General features: G+C 67.1%; 13 protein-coding genes and 1 pseudogene. 4 read left to right on the forward strand and 10 right to left on the reverse strand.

Features of this window, described 5'->3' with window-relative positions; translation table 11 throughout:
* Window positions 1–129 precede the first annotated feature (129 nt).
* Window positions 130–1,902 carry an ArnT family glycosyltransferase gene (locus tag ACVWWN_RS06200; protein WP_457143110.1) on the forward strand — a complete coding sequence of 591 codons (1,773 nt, stop codon included), beginning with the start codon at window positions 130–132 and terminating at the stop codon, window positions 1,900–1,902.
* Between the two features lie 40 nt (window positions 1,903–1,942).
* Here ACVWWN_RS06200 and ACVWWN_RS06205 read toward each other — a convergent pair whose 3' ends face one another.
* The 3 genes from ACVWWN_RS06205 to ACVWWN_RS06215 all read right to left on the reverse strand — a co-directional run bounded on the left by ACVWWN_RS06205 (window position 1,943) and on the right by ACVWWN_RS06215 (window position 4,030).
* Window positions 1,943–2,683, reverse strand: a complete 741-nt coding sequence (locus ACVWWN_RS06205; RefSeq protein WP_457149018.1) for an ABC transporter permease — start codon at window positions 2,681–2,683, stop codon at window positions 1,943–1,945.
* 70 nt (window positions 2,684–2,753) lie between these two features.
* Window positions 2,754–3,572 carry an ATP-binding cassette domain-containing protein gene (locus ACVWWN_RS06210; protein WP_457143111.1) on the reverse strand — a complete coding sequence of 273 codons (819 nt, stop codon included), beginning with the start codon at window positions 3,570–3,572 and terminating at the stop codon, window positions 2,754–2,756.
* Window positions 3,569–4,030, reverse strand: a complete 462-nt coding sequence (locus tag ACVWWN_RS06215; RefSeq protein ID WP_457149019.1) for a MarR family winged helix-turn-helix transcriptional regulator — start codon at window positions 4,028–4,030, stop codon at window positions 3,569–3,571. Before ACVWWN_RS06215 ends, ACVWWN_RS06210 begins: the two co-directional genes overlap by 4 nt.
* A gap of 55 nt (window positions 4,031–4,085) precedes the next feature.
* On the opposite strand from ACVWWN_RS06215, the gene ACVWWN_RS06220 reads away from it, so the two are divergent.
* Together ACVWWN_RS06220 and ACVWWN_RS06225 are read left to right on the forward strand one after the other, a co-directional pair.
* Window positions 4,086–4,457, forward strand: a complete 372-nt coding sequence (locus tag ACVWWN_RS06220) for a hypothetical protein (protein WP_457143112.1) — start codon at window positions 4,086–4,088, stop codon at window positions 4,455–4,457.
* Window positions 4,458–5,723: 1,266 nt separating this feature from the next.
* Window positions 5,724–6,086 (forward strand): hypothetical protein, encoded by a 363-nt coding sequence (locus ACVWWN_RS06225; RefSeq protein ID WP_457143113.1) that lies wholly within the window; start codon window positions 5,724–5,726, stop codon window positions 6,084–6,086.
* 24 nt (window positions 6,087–6,110) lie between these two features.
* Here ACVWWN_RS06225 and glgX read toward each other — a convergent pair whose 3' ends face one another.
* Complete coding sequence (gene glgX / locus ACVWWN_RS06230; RefSeq protein ID WP_457143114.1) at window positions 6,111–8,228, reverse strand: glycogen debranching protein GlgX; 2,118 nt, start codon at window positions 8,226–8,228, stop codon at window positions 6,111–6,113.
* Window positions 8,229–8,536: 308 nt separating this feature from the next.
* Between glgX and metE the strand changes: the two are divergent.
* Window positions 8,537–10,810, forward strand: a pseudogene (metE, locus tag ACVWWN_RS06235) (5-methyltetrahydropteroyltriglutamate--homocysteine S-methyltransferase).
* A gap of 48 nt (window positions 10,811–10,858) precedes the next feature.
* Here metE and ACVWWN_RS06240 read toward each other — a convergent pair.
* The 6 genes from ACVWWN_RS06240 to ACVWWN_RS06265 form a co-directional block, all read right to left on the reverse strand.
* Entirely contained in the window at window positions 10,859–12,190 is a 1,332-nt protein-coding gene (locus tag ACVWWN_RS06240) for a hypothetical protein (protein WP_457143115.1), read from the reverse strand.
* Window positions 12,187–12,579: a hypothetical protein gene (locus ACVWWN_RS06245; RefSeq protein ID WP_457149020.1), complete on the reverse strand. Its 393-nt coding sequence runs from the start codon at window positions 12,577–12,579 to the stop codon at window positions 12,187–12,189. The genes ACVWWN_RS06240 and ACVWWN_RS06245 overlap by 4 nt, the downstream gene beginning before the upstream one ends.
* Before the next feature lie 20 nt (window positions 12,580–12,599).
* Window positions 12,600–12,779: a hypothetical protein gene (locus ACVWWN_RS06250; protein ID WP_457143116.1), complete on the reverse strand. Its 180-nt coding sequence runs from the start codon at window positions 12,777–12,779 to the stop codon at window positions 12,600–12,602.
* Window positions 12,776–14,629, reverse strand: coding sequence for a hypothetical protein (locus tag ACVWWN_RS06255; RefSeq protein WP_457149021.1), 1,854 nt, complete (start codon window positions 14,627–14,629; stop codon window positions 12,776–12,778). The genes ACVWWN_RS06250 and ACVWWN_RS06255 overlap by 4 nt, the downstream gene beginning before the upstream one ends.
* A 91-nt stretch (window positions 14,630–14,720) precedes the next feature.
* A complete protein-coding gene (locus ACVWWN_RS06260) occupies window positions 14,721–16,181 on the reverse strand; it encodes an aminotransferase class I/II-fold pyridoxal phosphate-dependent enzyme (protein WP_457143117.1) in 1,461 nt (486 codons plus the stop codon).
* 17 nt (window positions 16,182–16,198) lie between these two features.
* A complete protein-coding gene (locus ACVWWN_RS06265) occupies window positions 16,199–17,374 on the reverse strand; it encodes an alcohol dehydrogenase catalytic domain-containing protein (protein ID WP_457143118.1) in 1,176 nt (391 codons plus the stop codon).
* Between the last annotated feature and the right edge of the window lie 59 nt (window positions 17,375–17,433).

The following is a 17,433-nucleotide window of genomic DNA, read 5'->3' on the forward strand; positions in this document are numbered from 1 at the left end:
TGTGACAACCACGTTAACTTCGTCGACCGACACCCCCGCCACACCTGACGAACCCCATCGGTCGGGCGTGATTACCCGCGAGCGGGTGGAACTCACGATCCTGCTGGTCGCCACCACCGTCCTCTACCTGTGGGACATCACCATCAACGGGATGGGCAACAAGTTCTATGCCGCTGCGCACAAGCGGGTTCGACGAACTGGGAAGCGCTGCTGTTCGGCTCGCTCGACCCGAACAACTTCATCACCGTCGACAAGCCGCCGGTATCGCAGTGGGTGATGGGACTGTCGGGACAGATCTTCGGCTTCAGCAGCGCCAGCATGCTGATTCCGCAGGCGCTGATGGCCGTCGCCGCCGTCGGACTGCTCTACGGTGCGGTCGCGCGGATCAGCGGTCCGCGGGCGGGCCTGCTCGCGGGGGTGGTGTTGGCGCTGACACCCGTGGCGGCGTTGATGTTTCGCTTCAACAACCCCGACGCGGTGATGGTGCTGTTGATGACCGCCGGGGCGTACTGCACGGTGCGCGCGCTCCCGAAGGCGAGTGTCACATGGCTGGCGTGGGCGGGCGTCGCGCTCGGCTTCGCGTTCCTGGCCAAGATGCTCGAGAGCCTGATGGTGGCGCCGGCGCTCGCGGCCGCCTATGTGCTGGCAGCGCCGGCGAGCGTGCGCACCCGGCTGCGGCATGTACTGGTCGCCGCGGTGACGTTCGCCTTGTCCGCGGGCTGGTTCGTGGTGCTCACGTTGCTCTGGCCCGCGACGTCGCGTCCCTACATCGCCGGCTCGACCGACGACAATTTCATGAATCTTGTGCTGGGCTACGACGGATTTGCGCGGGTACTGGGACGCAACCACGCCGGATTCGGCAAGCCGGAGAATGTGGTGGGCACGGCCGCAGGCGCGCGCCTGCACGTCGGAGGTCAGGGGGGGTTCGTCTTCGGCAATCAGTCGCAGGGAGCCTCCAGGCTCTTCTCCGGGGAGTTCGGCTTCGAGATCGGCTGGTTCATTCCCGCCGCGCTGATCGCCGTCGTCCTCGTGCTCCTCGCCCGCCGCCGGACGCCACGGACGGACCCGGTGCGCGCCGGAACGATCCTGTTCGGAGGATGGCTGATCGTCGACGGTGTGGTGCTCACCTTCATGCACGGGATGATCCACCCGTATTACTCGTTGTCCATCGCACCTCCGATCGCCGCGATGTTCGCGATCGGCGTGCGCGAGATGTGGGCTCGTCATGAAAAGTGGCTCTATCGAATCGGTTCGGCCGCAATGGTGGTCGCGACCGGGGCGTGGAGCTTTTGGCTGCTGGGCCGAAACGAGCACTGGTTACCCGCGCTGCGGTGGACGATCCTGGCCGTCACGATCCTCGCGGCGGTGTGGATCGGCGCCGCTCTGCGATGGCGAGGGCTCGGGGTAGCTGCCCTGGCTGCCGGGCTTCTCGGCGCGATGCTCGGGCCCGCGGCGTACGCGATAGCCACGATCGGTCAACCCCACGAGGGTGGCGGGCCGGCCGTCGGGCCCGCGTCGGCCCAGCATCGATGGTTCGACGAGAGTCCGGAGAACACGGGACTCGACGCGATCCTGAAGGGAGCCGACACCGAGTGGTCCGCGGCCATCAGCCGCTCGTCAAGCGCCGCGGGACTCGAATTGGCCACCAATACCGCGGTTATGGCGATCGGTGGATTCTCGGGCAGCGATCCGGCGCCCACACTCGACCAGTTCAAGGACGACGTCGCCAAGCACAAGGTGGCCTACTACGTCGTGGTCGACGAGCATGGCCACGGGCCGGCCTGGGGTCGCCGCGGACACACCGACATCGCGAAGTGGGTGGCCGCCACCTTCCCGAAGACGTCGGTGGGCGATGCGACCGTCTACGACCTGTCCTCCCCGAAACAACATTCCGGGTCGTGAATATGCGCGTTCAACGACCGGGAACGTTGTTTCGGCGGAACTAGTGGACGAGGCGACGCATCAGGGATGACGCCACGGCGATACCCGCGACGGCCGCCACGATGAGGACCGCGACGTCGAGAAAGCCGTTGGTGGGCGTGCCGATCAGCAGCCCGCGCAGCGCATTGACCTCGTAGCTGAGCGGGTTGACCGCGGACAGCCATCGCAGCCAACCCGGCATCACGTCCACCGGGTAGAGCGCATTGGAGGCGAAGAACAGCGGCATCGTGATGGCCTGACCGATTCCCATCATGCGATCGCGGTGGCGTACCAGCCCGGCCAGCATCATCGACAGGCATGCAAAGAAGGCGGAGCCCAGCACGACGACTCCCATCGCCCCGAGGATTCTCAGCGGGTTGACCGTCAGACCTGCACGCAGCAGGTAGGCCAGCGCCACCACACCGATCACCTGGACCACCGAACGGATGCCGGCCGCAAAGGCTTTCCCCGTCACCAAGGCCGAGGCGGGCGCGGGTGTGACCATCAACTTGGCGAGGATGCCCGCGTCGCGGTCCCAGATGATCTGGATTCCGTAGAAGATCGAGATGAACATTGCCGACTGTGCGATGATCCCCGGCGCCAGGAACGCGAGGTATGGCACGTTTCCGGTGTCGATGACACGCAACCGGGAGAACGTCTGCCCGAAGATCAGCAGCCACAGCGCCGGTTGCACCAGGCGGGTGAACAATTCGGTGTTGTCGTGTCGCAGCTTCTGCAACTCGACGAGCGCGAAGGCCCCCATCCGGACGAAGAGCCCGCGGGCCCGTCGCCAACCCCGTGGCGCGCGGACGAGTTCGATACGGGTCCTCGGCTCAACTGACACGGCGTGCCGTCCTCCTGGTCGACCGGATCGAGCGGATGCTCTCCGGCGCGGCCTCGGAAGCGAGGTCGGACCCCGCGTAGTGCCTGAAGACGTCCTCGAGCGTGGCTTCCTCGCCCACCTTGTGCTTCAACTCCGACGGTGACCCGAGTGCCTGCAGCCTGCCGTGATGCATCAGGGCCACCCGGTCGCAGAGCATGTCGGCTTCGGCCATGTAATGGGTGGTCAACAAAACGGTCATGCCGAATTCGGCCTGCATGCGTTGCACCTGCTGCCAAACACTATCGCGGGCAATGGGATCCAGACCGACGGTGGGCTCGTCGAGGATCAGCAGGGACGGCCGGTTCACCAGCGCCTGTGCCAATTCGAGGCGCCGGATCATGCCACCCGAGTAGGCACCCGCGGTCTTGCCCGCGACATCGAGCAACTGCATGGCGTCGAGGGCTTCATCGACCCGACTGGCCCGCTGCGCACGGGGAACGTCGTAGAGACGGGCGAACAACTCGACGTTCTGCCGCCCGGTGAGCGCGGATTCGATCGAAAGCTGTTGCGGCACATAGCCGATGTTGTGGCGGATATCCATGGTGTCGTGGCGGGAGTCGAATCCGAAGATGAGGACCTCACCCTGCTGTGCGGGAAACAACGTGGTCAACACGCGCACGACGGTGGTCTTTCCCGCGCCGTTGGGGCCGAGCAGACCGACGGTCTCGCCGGCGCGGACCGCCAGGCTGAAGTCGTCGACGGCAGTGAACTGGCCGTAGCGGTGGGTGAGCTGCCTGCACTCGATGGCGGGCGCCTGGGCCGGGGTCATGTCTGCTTCTCGTGAAGTATGCGGGTCATATCGGCAAGGACCTCCAATCCGCTCGCCAGGTGGTCGAGCTGCTCGTCGTCGAGCTCGTCGAGCACCGCCGACAGCGCGGCCCTGCGCTCCAGGCGGGACTCGTCGGCGAGGCGTTGCGCCCGCTCGGTGAGCCGCAGCCGACCCACCCGCCGATCGTCGGTGTCGACGGTCCGGATGAGCAGACCGTCGCCGGCCAGCTTGGAAACCAGCGTCGAGGCGGTGTTGGGAACCAGACTCAGCTCGGCGGCCGCCTCACGGACCGAGATGCCCGGCTGACGGCCCACCAGACGGAGCATTTCGCCCTGGGACTGCGTCAGTCCCGCGGTGTCGAACCCGCGCCCGGTCGAACGGCGCAGCTGGCGCCGGAACCTGCCGACCACGGTGAACAGCTGACCGGCCAAGTCGGTGTGGGTATCCACTCCGCCGATATTACCTCTGTTACAGAGATAAATGAACCACCGCTAACGATGGACAATGGCTGACATGGCCGAATACCTGCTGAACAAGGCCGCGGTGGCCAAGGCGCGCGACCTCGTCGACGCCGGTCAGTACGTCCTCGACAGTGACTGGGGTGACGTGCAGCCGAACGCGGAGGCGCAGAACGCCTACCTCGACTCCCATTCCTGGGAGGAGTACGGGCAGTGGCATCTCGGGTTGACGTCGGGCGCGAACGACGAGACCAAGGCGCGACACGCCTTCGTGTACGGCGATTTCCGCCGGCTTCACCGGACGGGCTTGATCGCCTGTGTCTACCGGGCCTCCGAGTGGCGGCACAAAGACGTCGAGGTGGCGGCCCATGACCTGTTGCAATACCTCGACAGGAAAACTGGGCTGAAGCCGACGTCGGGCAGTTAGGACACGACCGGCGGTCTCTCGCGGCGGCACGCCGGCACCGGTGCGTCCGGCACGGGTCCGCGCAGTTGCTCCCGAACCGCGCCGCCGGTGCGTCCGGCACGCGCCGGTGCACCGCCGACCGCAGCGCCGGTGCACCGCCGACCGCAGCGCGGAATTTCGGGCCGGCAAACCGTGCCCGGCGGCGGCCGGCGTCGGGGGCGGGCGTGACGCGGCGATTGCTTCGCTGAACCGTCGTCAGCACCGTTGAGCGGGCCGACGCGAGGGATCCGATGGGGTGCCCGGGCGTGCGGCCCGGCGCGCCGTCTCACCTCGTCGCCGTCAGCGCCCGCGGCTCGCCGCCGGATGGTCGGGACGGCGCGGTCGGTCTTGTCCTCTGGACGGCCCGAGACGTGACCGGGGCGCAGCGACCCAGCCTCGTTGCCGAGAAGTGCCAGCAAGCGGCGCCGTGGGCCGACCGCAGCCGCCCTTCGAGCCGCCCGCGTTCTCCAGCGTCGTCGGCCTGGGCGATGAACCGGCCAGGATCCGATCGGCAATCGGTGCCAGGGCGACCTGGAGACGCCGGCGGCTTCATTCAAGCCAGCAAACTGATTGACCATGCAGCCGGAATCACCACGCCGCCGATCAGTTCTGGCAAATGCTCAATCCGTTGCGGGAATCGCCGATGGTGTCCGGCGATGGGCTGGCAACCGTGGCCGCCAGGTAGGGTGCCGCCGCTCTTCGGCTCCTACACCCGGCCCGCCCGGCCGGCGGCGACTGCGAGATAACGAATTACCTCTGCGCCAGTACGGCGGCCACGGTTGCTGCAGCAGGTAAACCGTACCATACGAGGTGGTACGGATCGTCGAACTTGGTCATCAAGCGCGGTGGCGCACAACGGTTCTGAGAGATCAGCCGGCGTCGTTCCCGGCGAGCCGGTCGCGGTGCCAATCGATGAAGTCCTCATCGCCGGCGACCATCACGATTGGTTGTCCCACGTGCCCGTGTCGTCGGGAACCCACTCGGTCAAATCGGGATCCAGCGAACACGGCCAGGGCAGGTTGCGCGCATATCTGCAGCGCCCGATTCGACAGCGCGGCACGTCGACTTGCAGTCGGCACTGCGCTTGGCGCATTCGAATGCTTTCGGGCGACCATCGGAAAAATGTCAGCAGCAATTCCCACGTGCCCGCGATTTCGAGGTATTCCTATCGATTCGCGCGCCTCCAGGCTCGCTCCGATAGCGGTCAGTGCCGCCCGGCTCGTTTAAGCGTGGCATGCGTCGGGCAACATGTGCGGCATGGCCAGTGACTCATTCGACGACAACCCGCTGACGCCCGAGGAGTCGCTCGACTCCGATGAAGTGCGCAATGACGACGGTGACGAGGTGGTCGACCCTCCGGAGAGGTGGATCGAGGCCAAGGACAACGAAACGCTCGACGAGCGGCTCGCCGAGGAGGTCCCGGACGACCCCGACGGTGACGAGCGTGACGAGGAGCCCAGCGACGCGCACGACTCCGACCAGGGCGGCGGGCTCATCCTGGCCGGCGACGATGAGCTGGACCGGCTCGACCCCGACGTGCACGGCCGGCAACGCGGCCAGATCGACGGCACCCCGGAGGACGGGGATTCGTTCTACGACGTCGAAGACTGACCCCGGCTGATCCCAGGTGTCTCCTCAGGCCTCGTCGCTCACGGCCTGCAGCACCACCACGGCACGGGCTTCCACAGTGAGTGTCGCGCCGCCTTTGAGCTGAGTACCTTCGGCGGCGGGCGGCGCCGCCGTGTCGATGACCGCTTGCCACGCCGACCCGAAGTCAGCCGGAGGAAGGGTGAATTGGATCGGTTCGTAGTGGGCGTTGAAGCACAGCACGAACGAGTCGTCGGTCACCCGCTGCCCACGCACGTCGAGGTCGGGGATGCCGTTGCCGTTGAGGTAGACGGCGATTGATTTGGCAAAGCCGCTCTCCCAGTCGTCGTCGCTCATCTCGGAGCCGTCGGGTGCGAACCAGGCGATGTCGGGTAGCCCCGGCGTCCCGCGCTGCCGGACCGGCCGGCCGGAGAAGAATCGACGGCGCCGGAAGACCGGGTGCGCGGCGCGAAGGGCCGAGACGGTGCGGGTGAACTCGACCAAGTCGGTATCGGCATTCGCCCAGTCGATCCACGAGATCTCGTTGTCCTGGCAGTACCCGTTGTTGTTGCCGTCCTGCGTGCGGCCCAATTCGTCGCCGTGGCAGATCATCGGAACACCCTGTGACAGAAGGAGAGTGGCCAGGAAGTTGCGCTGCTGGCGGGCGCGCAGCGCGTTGATCTCCGCGTCGTCGGTATGGCCCTCCGTGCCGCAGTTCCAGGAGCGGTTGTGGCTTTCCCCGTCGTTGTTGTCCTCGCCGTTGGCCTCGTTGTGCTTGTCGTTGTAGGACACCAGGTCGCGCAGCGTGAACCCGTCGTGGGCGGTGACGAAGTTGATCGACGCCACCGGGCGCCGCGCGGTGTGCTCGTAGAGGTCGGCCGAACCGGTGAGCCGGGAGGCGAACTCGTCGAGGGTCGCCGGTTCGCCGCGCCAGAAGTCGCGCACGGTGTCGCGGTACTTGCCGTTCCACTCCGTCCACTGCGGCGGGAAATTGCCCACCTGATAGCCGCCGGGCCCGACATCCCACGGTTCGGCGATCAGCTTCACCTGGCTGACCGTCGGATCCTGCTGCACCAGTTCGAAGAACGTCGAGAGCTTGTCCACGTCGTAGAACTCGCGGGCCAGTGTCGAAGCCAGGTCGAAACGGAAGCCGTCGACGTGCATCTCGGTGACCCAGTACCGCAGCGAGTCCATGATCAGCTGCAGTGAATGCGGGTGGCCGACGTTCAGGCTGTTGCCCGTACCGGTGTAGTCCATGTAGTAGCGCTTGTCGTCGGCGACCAGGCGGTAATAGGCGGCGTTGTCGATGCCGCGCATCGACAGCGTCGGGCCCATGTGATTGCCCTCGGCGGTGTGGTTGTAGACGACGTCGAGGATCACCTCGATGTCCGCCTCGTGCAGGGCACGCACCATGGCCTTGAACTCCTGCACCTGACCGCCCGGGTTCGGGCTGCTGCTGTATTTGCGGTCCGGTGCGAGAAACCCGATCGTGTTGTAGCCCCAGTAGTTCGACAGGCCCTTGTCGATCAGCGTGGAGTCATTGGCGAAATGGTGGATCGGCATCAACTCGATCGCATTGACACCCAACGACCTCAGGTGCTCGATGATCGCGGGATGGGCGACCGCGGAGTAGGTGCCACGCGCCTGCTCCGGGATGCCGTGATGTGTTTCGGTCAGGCCCTTGACGTGAGCCTCGTAGATGACGGTGTCGGCGTACTCATGGTTCGGTGGCCGGTCGGTGCCCCAGTCGAAGTACGGGTTGATCACCACCGACTTCGGCATGCTCGCCGCGGAGTCGTCGTCGTTGCGGCTGTCCGGGTCGCCGAAGGTGTAGGAGAACAGCGACTGATTCCAGTGGAACGTGCCGTCGATGGCCTTGGAGTACGGGTCCAGCAGCAACTTGTTGGGGTTGCAACGTTGGCCGCTGGGCGGATCGTAGGGGCCGTGCACGCGATAGCCGTACCGCTGGCCCGGCTCGATGTTGGGCACGAACCCGTGCCAGATGAAACCGTCAACCTCGGGCAGCGTCACCCTGGTCTCGACTCCGTCCGCGTCGAACAGGCACAGCTCGATCCACTCGGCCACCTCGCTGAACAGGGCGAAGTTGGTGCCCGTGCCGTCGTAGGTGGCGCCCAGCGGATAGGCCTTGCCCCGCCAGACCTCCATCGGGGCAACCTGCGGAGTGACAGTTCGGGTCAAGTGGCACGCTCCAGACGAGATAGAGAAAAGCATAGGTCCAAGGGGACGATAGGGGATGCCCGATGGGGGAGCATCACAACCAAACGGCCCGCAGGCGGCAATTCAGGAGGAAACCGCGAGGTGAGCGCTTATCGCACCCTGCTGACCGAGGTATCCCGCGGTGTGGCGACCATCACTTCGAACCGGCCGCGGCAGCGCAACGCCGTCGGCGACGGGATGCGCCCGGTTTGACGTTTCCTGGTGATGGCCACCCTCCGGATGTGAAGGACGTCGCTGTGACTGCTGCACCATTTACCACCACCGTCACCGGTTCCGCCCGGATCGGCCCCCGCCGCGAGCTCAAACGGGCCGTCGAGGGCTACTGGGCCGGGCGGGTCGGCCGTACCGAGCTCGAAGGCGTCGGTGCCGCCTTGCGTCGGGACTCCCGACAGCAGCTGACCGCGGCCGGGCTGGATTCGGTACCGGTGAACACGTTCTCCTACTACGACCATGTGCTGGACACCGCGGTGATGCTCGGTGCGCTTCCCGCCCGGATGGCCGGAGTCGAGGATGACCTCGATCGCTACTTCGCGGCCGCGCGCGGCACCGAGGGCATCGCCCCACTGGAAATGACCAAATGGTTCGACACCAACTACCACTACCTGGTACCGGAGATCGCGGCCGACACCCGGTTCACCCTCGACCCGGCGAAGGTGCTCGCGGAGCTGAAAGAGGCGCGGGAGCAAGGCGTTCCGGCCCGGCCGGTGGTCATCGGCCCGATCACCTTCCTGGCGCTGAGCAAACCGGTCGGCGGGGCAGGTGCCCCCATCGATCGCCTCGACGAGATCATCGCAGTCTACCTGGAGCTGCTCGAGGTTCTCGCCGCAGAAGGCGTGGAGTGGGTGCAGTTCGACGAACCCGTGCTGGTCACCGACATCGTCTCCGATGCTGCATCGATCGCGAAGCGGACCTACGACCGCCTGGCATCGCCAAGGCGACGCCCCGCGCTCTACGTCGCCACCTACTTCGGCGAACTCGGCGACGCGCTACCCGCCCTGGCCCGCACACCGGTGGACGCGATCGGCATCGACCTGGTCGCGGGCAGCGCCGCCGGCGTGGCCGCGGTTCCCGAACTGGCCGACAAACTGGTGGTCGCCGGGATCGTCGACGGCCGCAACGTGTGGCGCACCGATCTGGAAGGGGCCCTTGCCACGCTGACGACCCTGCTCGGCTCGGCCGGCGCGGTGGCCGTATCCACGTCGTGCTCCACCATGCACGTGCCCTACACGCTGGACGCCGAGCCGGATCTCGACGACATCCTGCGCGGCTGACTGGCGTTCGGGACGGAGAAGGTGGACGAGGTGACGGCGCTGGCGCGTGCGCTGCACGACGGACGCGACGCGGCGGCCGATGCGATCGCGGCGTCGGCGGCGGCAATCGACTCGCGACGATCCGATCCGCGGCGCAACGACCGCCGCGTGCGCGCGCGTATCGACGAGATCCTGGGCTCGGGCACCCGCCGCGGGTCCGCCGCAGATCGCCGCGCGAGCCAGGATGCACGACTGGACCTTCCGCCGCTGCCGACCACGACGATCGGGTCGTATCCGCAGACCTCGGCGATTCGCAACGCCCGCGCGGCGCTGCGGTCCGGCGACATCGACCACGCCGAGTACGTCCGCCGGATGCGCGCCGAGATCGCCGACGTGATCGCTCTCCAGGAGCGCCTCGGCCTCGACGTGCTCGTGCACGGCGAGCCGGAGCGCAACGACATGGTCCAGTATTTCGCCGAGCAACTCGACGGCTTCTTCGCGACGCAGAACGGCTGGGTACAGTCCTACGGCACCCGCTGCGTGCGGCCGCCGATTCTCTACGGCGACGTCGGCAGGCAGCAGCCGATGACGGTCGAGTGGATCAGCTACGCGCAGTCGCTGACCGAGAAACCGGTCAAGGGCATGCTGACGGGTCCGGTCACCATCATCGCGTGGTCGTTCGTCCGCCATGATCAGCCGCTGGCGGACACCGCCAATCAGATCGCCCTGGCGATCCGCGACGAAACGGTCGATCTGCAGGCGGCGGGCATCGCGATCATCCAGATCGACGAACCGGCACTGCGCGAGCTGCTTCCGTTGCGCGACAAGGACAAAGCGGACTACCTGCGCTGGGCGGTCGCGGCCTTCCGCCTGGCCACGTCGGGGGTGGCCGACGACACCCAGATCCACACCCATCTGTGCTACTCGGAATTCGGCGAGGTGATCGGCGCGATCGCCGATCTCGACGCGGACGTCACGTCCATCGAGGCCGCCCGGTCACACATGGAGGTGCTCGGTGATCTCAACTCGGCCGGTTTCGCCAGCAGCGTGGGCCCGGGCATATACGACATCCATTCGCCACGGATCCCGGCCACCGGCGAGATCGCCGAGTCGCTGCGGGAAGCGCTCAAATCCGTTCCACCGGAAGGGTTGTGGGTCAACCCCGACTGCGGATTGAAGACCCGCACCACTGACCAGGTGTCCGCGTCGCTGAAGAACCTGGTGGCGGCGGCGGCCCAGGTGCGGTCGAAAGCCGGCTAACCGATCTCGACCCCGGCGGCGCGCAGGTACGCCAACGGTATCGGGTCCTCAGCCGCCGAACAGCAGATACAGCCCGGTGAACGTGTAACCGACCATCACCAGCATCATCGCCAGTTGGCCGGTGAGCTGGTGGCCGGTGGGCAGCAGTCGCAGCGCGCGGTCGTGCGCGGCGACCACACCGGCGACGTGGCCGGCCAGCACGCACCCCACCTTGACGGTGGCCAGCACCGAGGGATGAAGCGAGAGAACGTAACTGACCTCCGCATCACCCAGGCCGGCGAGGTTCCAGCCACGGCCCAGCGGGTCGGCCAGCAGGATCACCGTCTGCTGCCCACGCTCGACCAGATAGGTCAGGTAGTGGGCGAACACGTAGCCGATGACGATGGGGATCAGGGAATGCGCCATCCGGCCGGGCAGTGTGCGGCGCTGTGCGGCGTCGACTCCGCCGGTGCAGCGCGCCGCCAGCCAGAACGTGCCCGCCACCACCGCGATGAAGACCAGCAGTCCCGCGGTGCGCACCAGCGTGGCGGCGACGGTCGATCCGCCGGAGCTGCCGTCGACGAAGTTGCGCCACTCCTGCGTCGCCGAGAAGCTGTCGAACGCCGTCGATCCGAGCAGTACCGCCAGCACGACGACCGTGCCCCGGCGCACCGGCATCGACGGGAGGTGGTCGAAAGGGTTCCCGACCGCGATGCGGCCGTCGCGGTTGCGGCGCAGCGGTGACGGCCGCGACGCCACCACGCTGTACACCTCGAACGGGTCGCCCCGCGCGCACCAGCACGGGCCGAACCAACACGCGCCGGCCAGGGTGACGACCAGATAGACCAGTAGCCAAACCTTGATTGCAGCAAGCGATCCCGGGTCGGGACTGGCCAGCTCGAGCCAGACGAAGGCGAACAGGCCGACGATCGCCGGCCAGTACCCCAGCGCGTCCGGATACCGATCCACGGCCGATCGGCCGCCGAGCAGGCGATGTACCGTGCGGACCGGCGAGATCGCCCGCCACACCGGACCGAACACGAGCGAGGCGGCCACCAGGCCGACCCACAACACCACGTAGAACACGCCGGGCACCGCGTTCTGCGCGTCCTGCGGGCCGAAGATCGCCGCCATCGCGACCCAGGCCGTGAACAGCAGTGCCGCGATCGCGGCGGCCCACCTCGTGACGGGGGCGTCGACCGCCGTCGTCACCCACCGCGGCAGCGGGCGGCCGGGTTTGTCCGGGTCGAAGCGCGGGCGTCGCCAGGCGAAGGCGACCAGCGCGAAGGTGAACGTCAACGTCCACGCCGCGCCGATCAACGCGTAGGTGTAGGGGATCGGCAGATCGGTCGAGCCACCGAGGCCATGGGCCAGCAGGCTGACGGACCGATCGGACTTCACTGCACCGTGATGGTGGCGATCGTCTTGTTCAGGTGATGCAGTTCGACGTCGACCTTGCCCGGCACGTCGACACTGAACTGGAACGACTGCATCGGCTTGGCGTCGACGTTGAAGGTGTGGTCCGGAGTGGAGTGCACGTGCAGCTCGTCGGCCACGTCGCTGTTGACCCGGATGACGATCTGCTCCTTGAGCGCCGCCTGCAGCTGCTGGTTGGTGGGCGTGACGTCACTTCCCTTGATCTGCACGTCGATGATGAGCCGGGTCGGAGCCGACTGGTCGTTGGACATGTCCGACGGGCTGACGGATGACGGCGAAGGGCTGGCCGAAGCGTTGTCCGGTGCCTCCGAGTCACCGCATCCGGCCGTGATCAATGCCGCCGCCGTCACCATCGTGAGGATCTTTGCTCTGGTCACGAGGAACCATCTTTGCGGTCAGAGTCTGTGTTCTCACTGTGAGGCGTATCGTTCTTGCGGTCGCGCATCGCGATGTAGATCACCACGCCGGCCACGATGATCGCGGGAACGAACGCCGGTATCGCCAGCAGCAGCGCGTGGTGCGCCAGAATCTCGGCCGGCGGTGATCCGGTCATGCCTGTGCCGAGGGCTGCAATTCGGACTTGCTGCCCTCCGGTTCGCTCCGGTTGATCCGGCCCGCGCCCCAACTGAGGCCGCTGATGAGGACCAGCGTGCAGAACAGCACGACGAGGCAGCCGACCGTCCACAGCACCGCCGGTGTCTCCGGGTTGCGCTCCCGCTGCAGGATGGTGATCTCGGCGACGAACGGCCGGGTCATCGCCGCATCGGCCGGGACTTCCTTGGCGCCGATGCCCGGATCCGCAGCGAGGTAGATCGGCACCGCGGCCAACGTCGTTCCGTCGTGCACGCGCAACAGTGTCTTCCAGGTGCCCCAGACCGGTACGGCGTCGGTCGTGCGGTAGTGGCCAGGGCCCACTTTCTGCAGGTTGGTGACGACCTCGCCGCGCTGGTTCTCCAGATGGCCCTGCCACGCCAGGATCGACACCCAGTTGGGGTGCTCGCTGACGAAGTCCGGCGGGTTGATCTGCACGTCGGCGTCCACCATCCGCTGCCCGGGCGCCGCGGGTGGGGCGTCGGTCAGTGTGATCCTCGCCGTCACGTTCTGCGGAACGTGGTAGCGCAGCCCGTTGGCCGTCGCGCCGCCGACGCCCAACACGGTCAGCACGACGAGACCGATGCTGATCGCCCGCGAGGGCAGCCGTTGAGAGGTGAGCACCATGCCGACCATGGCTCCGCACGCGCCGGTGAGGATGGCAACGGGCACGGCCATCGCCAGCGCCTCCGGCCACATGCTCGTCGGCCACGGATAGTGGTAAACCGCCTGTACCCAAAGCGATTCCAGCCACAGTCCGATGGTCGCCACCCCGAGGCCGCTGACCGCGCCGAACAGGAGCGGGCGTGTGATCAACGGTGTCAGGCCGATCGCCTCGACGACGATCGCGGGGCCGAGGTAGAGCGCGAACCAGTTGATCGGTGACCCGAGGATGGGTCCCACCAGGAGCGCCACGCCACCCCGCAACGCGATGGCCAGCAGCGCCGCGATCACCGCCGCGCCCCGGCCCATCATCACGCGGGCCGCGACCAGGGCCAGCGCCGCCGCCGCGGCGATCAGCATGGGCTGGAACACCTGGCGGAATTGCGGTACGCCGAAGTCGAACTCGATCTGGTACACCGACAGCCCGACCAGGACGCCGCCGAAGCCGAGATACTGGATGAACTTGATGCCGATGCCGCCCGACGGAGCATCGTCGCCCATGGCCTTGAGACCCTCGTGGTTGAGCATGACGGCCGACAGGGTCGAGAAGCCCGCGCCGCCGATCATCATGAGGTGGGTGGGTCCCCAGAGCGTGACGTCCTGGCCGAAGATGCGGTGCCAGATGTCGTCGAGGGGGAACCCGGTCAGCGCGTACAGTCCGCACCCGGCCATCACGATGCCGCCGACGGGCGCGTACCAGTTCTTGGTGATCCGGACGGCGGCCGGACCGGGCTTGTCGTAGGGAAGCACGCACGCCAGACAACCGGCGATGAACAACAGGAAGAGGCCGAACAGGATGAAGTAGTGCGCGGGATTCGCCAGCGGGCCGGGGTCCCGGCCTTTGCCGATGTGCAGGCTGACGTCCCAGATGAACCCGAACAGGGCGCAGATGAGCGTGGCGATGAACAGCGCCATCGGCAACGCCACCCACGGCGGGCGGTGGAACTTGCGGGCCGCCCACTCCGCCAGGCTGTTCAGCCAGGTGATTCGTCGCTGACGGTGCAGGTAGCCGATCCACAGCAGACCCAGGGTCACCACCAGCGCGACCACCGACATCCCGATCACCTGGTCGAGCGCCGCGCCGCCACCCTCACCGCCCTGGGCAACCACCGACAGGTTTGCCGAACCCCGATCGAACTCCATTGTCATCCCCATCCGCTGACTGTCGTCGGACCCGATCTGACTCGTGAGTAATGTTGCCAGAAGGACGCCATCCGAAACCAGGGGTACCGGGTAGTCCTCAGGTGGCGACGACGCGGAAGGTCTTCAGCGACGGGTCGGCCGCGTCGGGCACGTTCATCCCGGCGTCCAGGCCCGAGCGAAGGTAGTCGATCACCGCATCGTCGAGTCGCTCGCCGGGGATCGCTGCCGGGATACCCGGCGGGTACGGCGTGATCTGCTCGGCGCAGACGCGTCCCGCCGCCTGGCCGGCGGGCACCTCCTCGACCGCGCCGAAAAAGGCGTCGCGCGGCAGCTGGATGTTCTCGAGTTCGATCTCCGAGGGCGAGGGCAGCCGGATCGGTGGTGGCCGATCGAAGTCGTCAGCCGCTTTGCGCCAGGACCACAGCGCCTCGAGTAATCGCTCGGCGGTTGCCTTGTCGTCGGCGAATGACATCGTCGCCAGCATCCGGCGATGATCGCTCATCCCGAGGTCGATCTGCCGATGTTCACGAAGCCAGTCGGCCGCCTGGTAGCCCGAGGTCCCCGTCGCGGACACGTCCATCAGAATCTGAAGACGATCCAGATCGTGGGAAGCCTGCGCGCCGAGCAACTCGTCGTCGAGCACCTCGACATCGGGGATCAGTTCGATATCATCGCGCAGCCCGCGCGCCAATTCCAATGCGTCGCCGAGCAATTCGTGGCCATGCTCGACCATCTGCCGACGCCAGCCGTCGAGCGCCGAGTACACCATCACGTTCGGGCTGGTGGTCATCAGCAGGTCCGCACACGCCGACAACCGGGCACGGTCGATGAGATCACCCTGGACATGAAAGACCGAACCCTGTTCGAAACCCGCACCCATCTTGTGCACGCTCACCACGCAGATGTCGGCGCCTGCGTCCATCGCCCAGATCGGCAGGTCCTCATGGAACGGCAGATGTGCGCCCCATGCCTCGTCGACGATCAGCGGCTTGCCGCGGTCGTGGCACACCTTCGCGATGCCGGCCAGATCGGTGCAGGTGCCATAGGGGCTCGGGCTGACCACCAGGGCACCCGCCGCATCGGGATGGCGGTCCCACGCGTCGCGGTAGTCCTGCGGTGACGGTGGATGCGAGAAGTGCTGGTCGGCGTCCCAGCGCGGGGTGATCCACCGCGGCTGCACTCCGGAGAAGATCAGCCCCGCAACGATCGACTTGTGGCTGTCCCTGGGGACCAGGAGGCCGCCATCCCCGCCTGCGACGGCCATCATCGCCGCCTTGACCGAAAGCGAGCTGCCACATGTGGAGAAGAAGGCGAGGTCGGCGCCGACGGCATCGGCCATCAGATCCTCGGCCCGCTTGAGGAACTTGTTGCTGGTACGACGGTCGTCGAGGCCACCGCTGGCGAGCACGTCGTCCCGGAACGGCTCCCGTCCGAGCACCGCGAGCACCCGGTGGTCGGCGCCGCGTCCCTGCCGGTGCCCCGGCGGGGTGAACCCGTACCGGTTGCTCCGACGGTAATGGGTGAGCGCGTCGAGAAGGGGTGCCTCGGATTGGTCCATGCGATCCGGTTACCCCGTCAGGGCTTGAGCACCACCTTGACCATGCCGTCTTCCTTCTTCTGGAAGGTCTCGTAGGCGTCGGGCGCCGAACTGAGCGGAAGCCGGTGGGTGGCGAACGTCTCGACACCGAGCGGATCGTCGTCGGTGAGCATCGGCATGATGTCCGGCACCCACCTCTTGACGTTCGCCTGGCCCATGCGGAGCTGGATCTGCTTGTCGAACAGGGTCATCATGTTGATCGGGTCGGCGGCGCCGCCGTAGACCCCGGACAGCGAGATGGTGCCACCGCGGCGAACCAGCGCGATTGCGGAATTGAGCGCGGCCAGCCGGTCGACGCCGGCGTGCTTCATCACCGCGCGCCCCACCGGGGAGGGCAGGAAGCCGGCCGCGGTCTGAGCGGTCTCGGCGATCGGTGAGCCGTGTGCCTCCATTCCCACAGCGTCGATCACCGCGTCGGCGCCCCGGCCGTCCGTGTGGCTGCGCACCGTGTCTTCGAGGGCGCCCTTGCGGAGGTCGATGACGTCGGCGCAGTACTCGCGCGCCCGGTTCAGCCTCTCGTCGACCAGGTCGACACCGAAGACCCGAACGTTTCTGCGACAGGCGATCCGGCAGGCCATCGAGCCGATCGGGCCCAGGCCGAGCACCAGCAGCGTGCCGCCCTCGGGCACCTCCGCGTATTGGACGGCTTGCCACGCCGTGGGCAGCACGTCGGACAGGTACACATATCGCTCGTCGGGGCCCTCCTGTGGGACCTTGATATGGGTGTACTGCGCCTGCGGAACTCTCAGGTACTCCGCCTGGCCGCCCGCCACCTCGCCGTACAGCTTGGAATAGCCGAACAATGCGGCGCCCGTACCCTGGTCGCGGTTCTGCGTCGTCTCGCATTGGCTCTGCAGGCCCTGGCCGCACATGAAACAGTGCCCGCAGGAGATGTTGAACGGAACCACCACCCGGTCGCCGACCTCGAGGTCAGCCACCGCACCACCGACCTCCTCGACGACACCCATGGCTTCGTGGCCGAGGATGTCGCCCGGGCTCATGAAGGCCCCGAGCACCTCGTACAGATGCAAGTCCGACCCGCAGATGTTGGTGCTCGTCACCCGGATGATCGCGTCGGTCGGTTCCTTGAGCTGCGGGTCGGGAACGGTCTCGACGGACACCTTTCGCCGTCCCTGCCACGTGACTGCGCGCATCGTCGCCCTCCTTGACATCGTCTCCTTCTAGAACGTGCCCAATCACGCGGCCGCCAAAC

It is taken from the genome of Mycobacterium sp. URHB0021 (genome assembly GCF_054057895.1).

Excerpts from the sequence above, each read along its gene's own strand:
- ACVWWN_RS06260 (WP_457143117.1), bottom strand. The coding sequence starts at position 16,181 with ATGGACCAATCCGAGGCACCCCTTCTCGACGCGCTCACCCATTACCGT.
- glgX (WP_457143114.1), bottom strand. The coding sequence starts at position 8,228 with ATGGAGGTCTGGCGGGGCAAGGCCTATCCGCTGGGCGCCACCTACGAC.
- ACVWWN_RS06220 (WP_457143112.1), top strand. The coding sequence starts at position 4,086 with ATGGCCGAATACCTGCTGAACAAGGCCGCGGTGGCCAAGGCGCGCGAC.
- ACVWWN_RS06210 (WP_457143111.1), bottom strand. The coding sequence starts at position 3,572 with ATGACCCCGGCCCAGGCGCCCGCCATCGAGTGCAGGCAGCTCACCCAC.
- ACVWWN_RS06265 (WP_457143118.1), bottom strand. The coding sequence starts at position 17,374 with ATGCGCGCAGTCACGTGGCAGGGACGGCGAAAGGTGTCCGTCGAGACC.
- ACVWWN_RS06245 (WP_457149020.1), bottom strand. The coding sequence starts at position 12,579 with ATGGTGACGGCGGCGGCATTGATCACGGCCGGATGCGGTGACTCGGAG.
- ACVWWN_RS06225 (WP_457143113.1), top strand. The coding sequence starts at position 5,724 with ATGTGCGGCATGGCCAGTGACTCATTCGACGACAACCCGCTGACGCCC.
- ACVWWN_RS06255 (WP_457149021.1), bottom strand. The coding sequence starts at position 14,629 with ATGACAATGGAGTTCGATCGGGGTTCGGCAAACCTGTCGGTGGTTGCC.
- ACVWWN_RS06205 (WP_457149018.1), bottom strand. The coding sequence starts at position 2,683 with ATGGGGGCCTTCGCGCTCGTCGAGTTGCAGAAGCTGCGACACGACAAC.
- ACVWWN_RS06250 (WP_457143116.1), bottom strand. The coding sequence starts at position 12,779 with ATGACCGGATCACCGCCGGCCGAGATTCTGGCGCACCACGCGCTGCTG.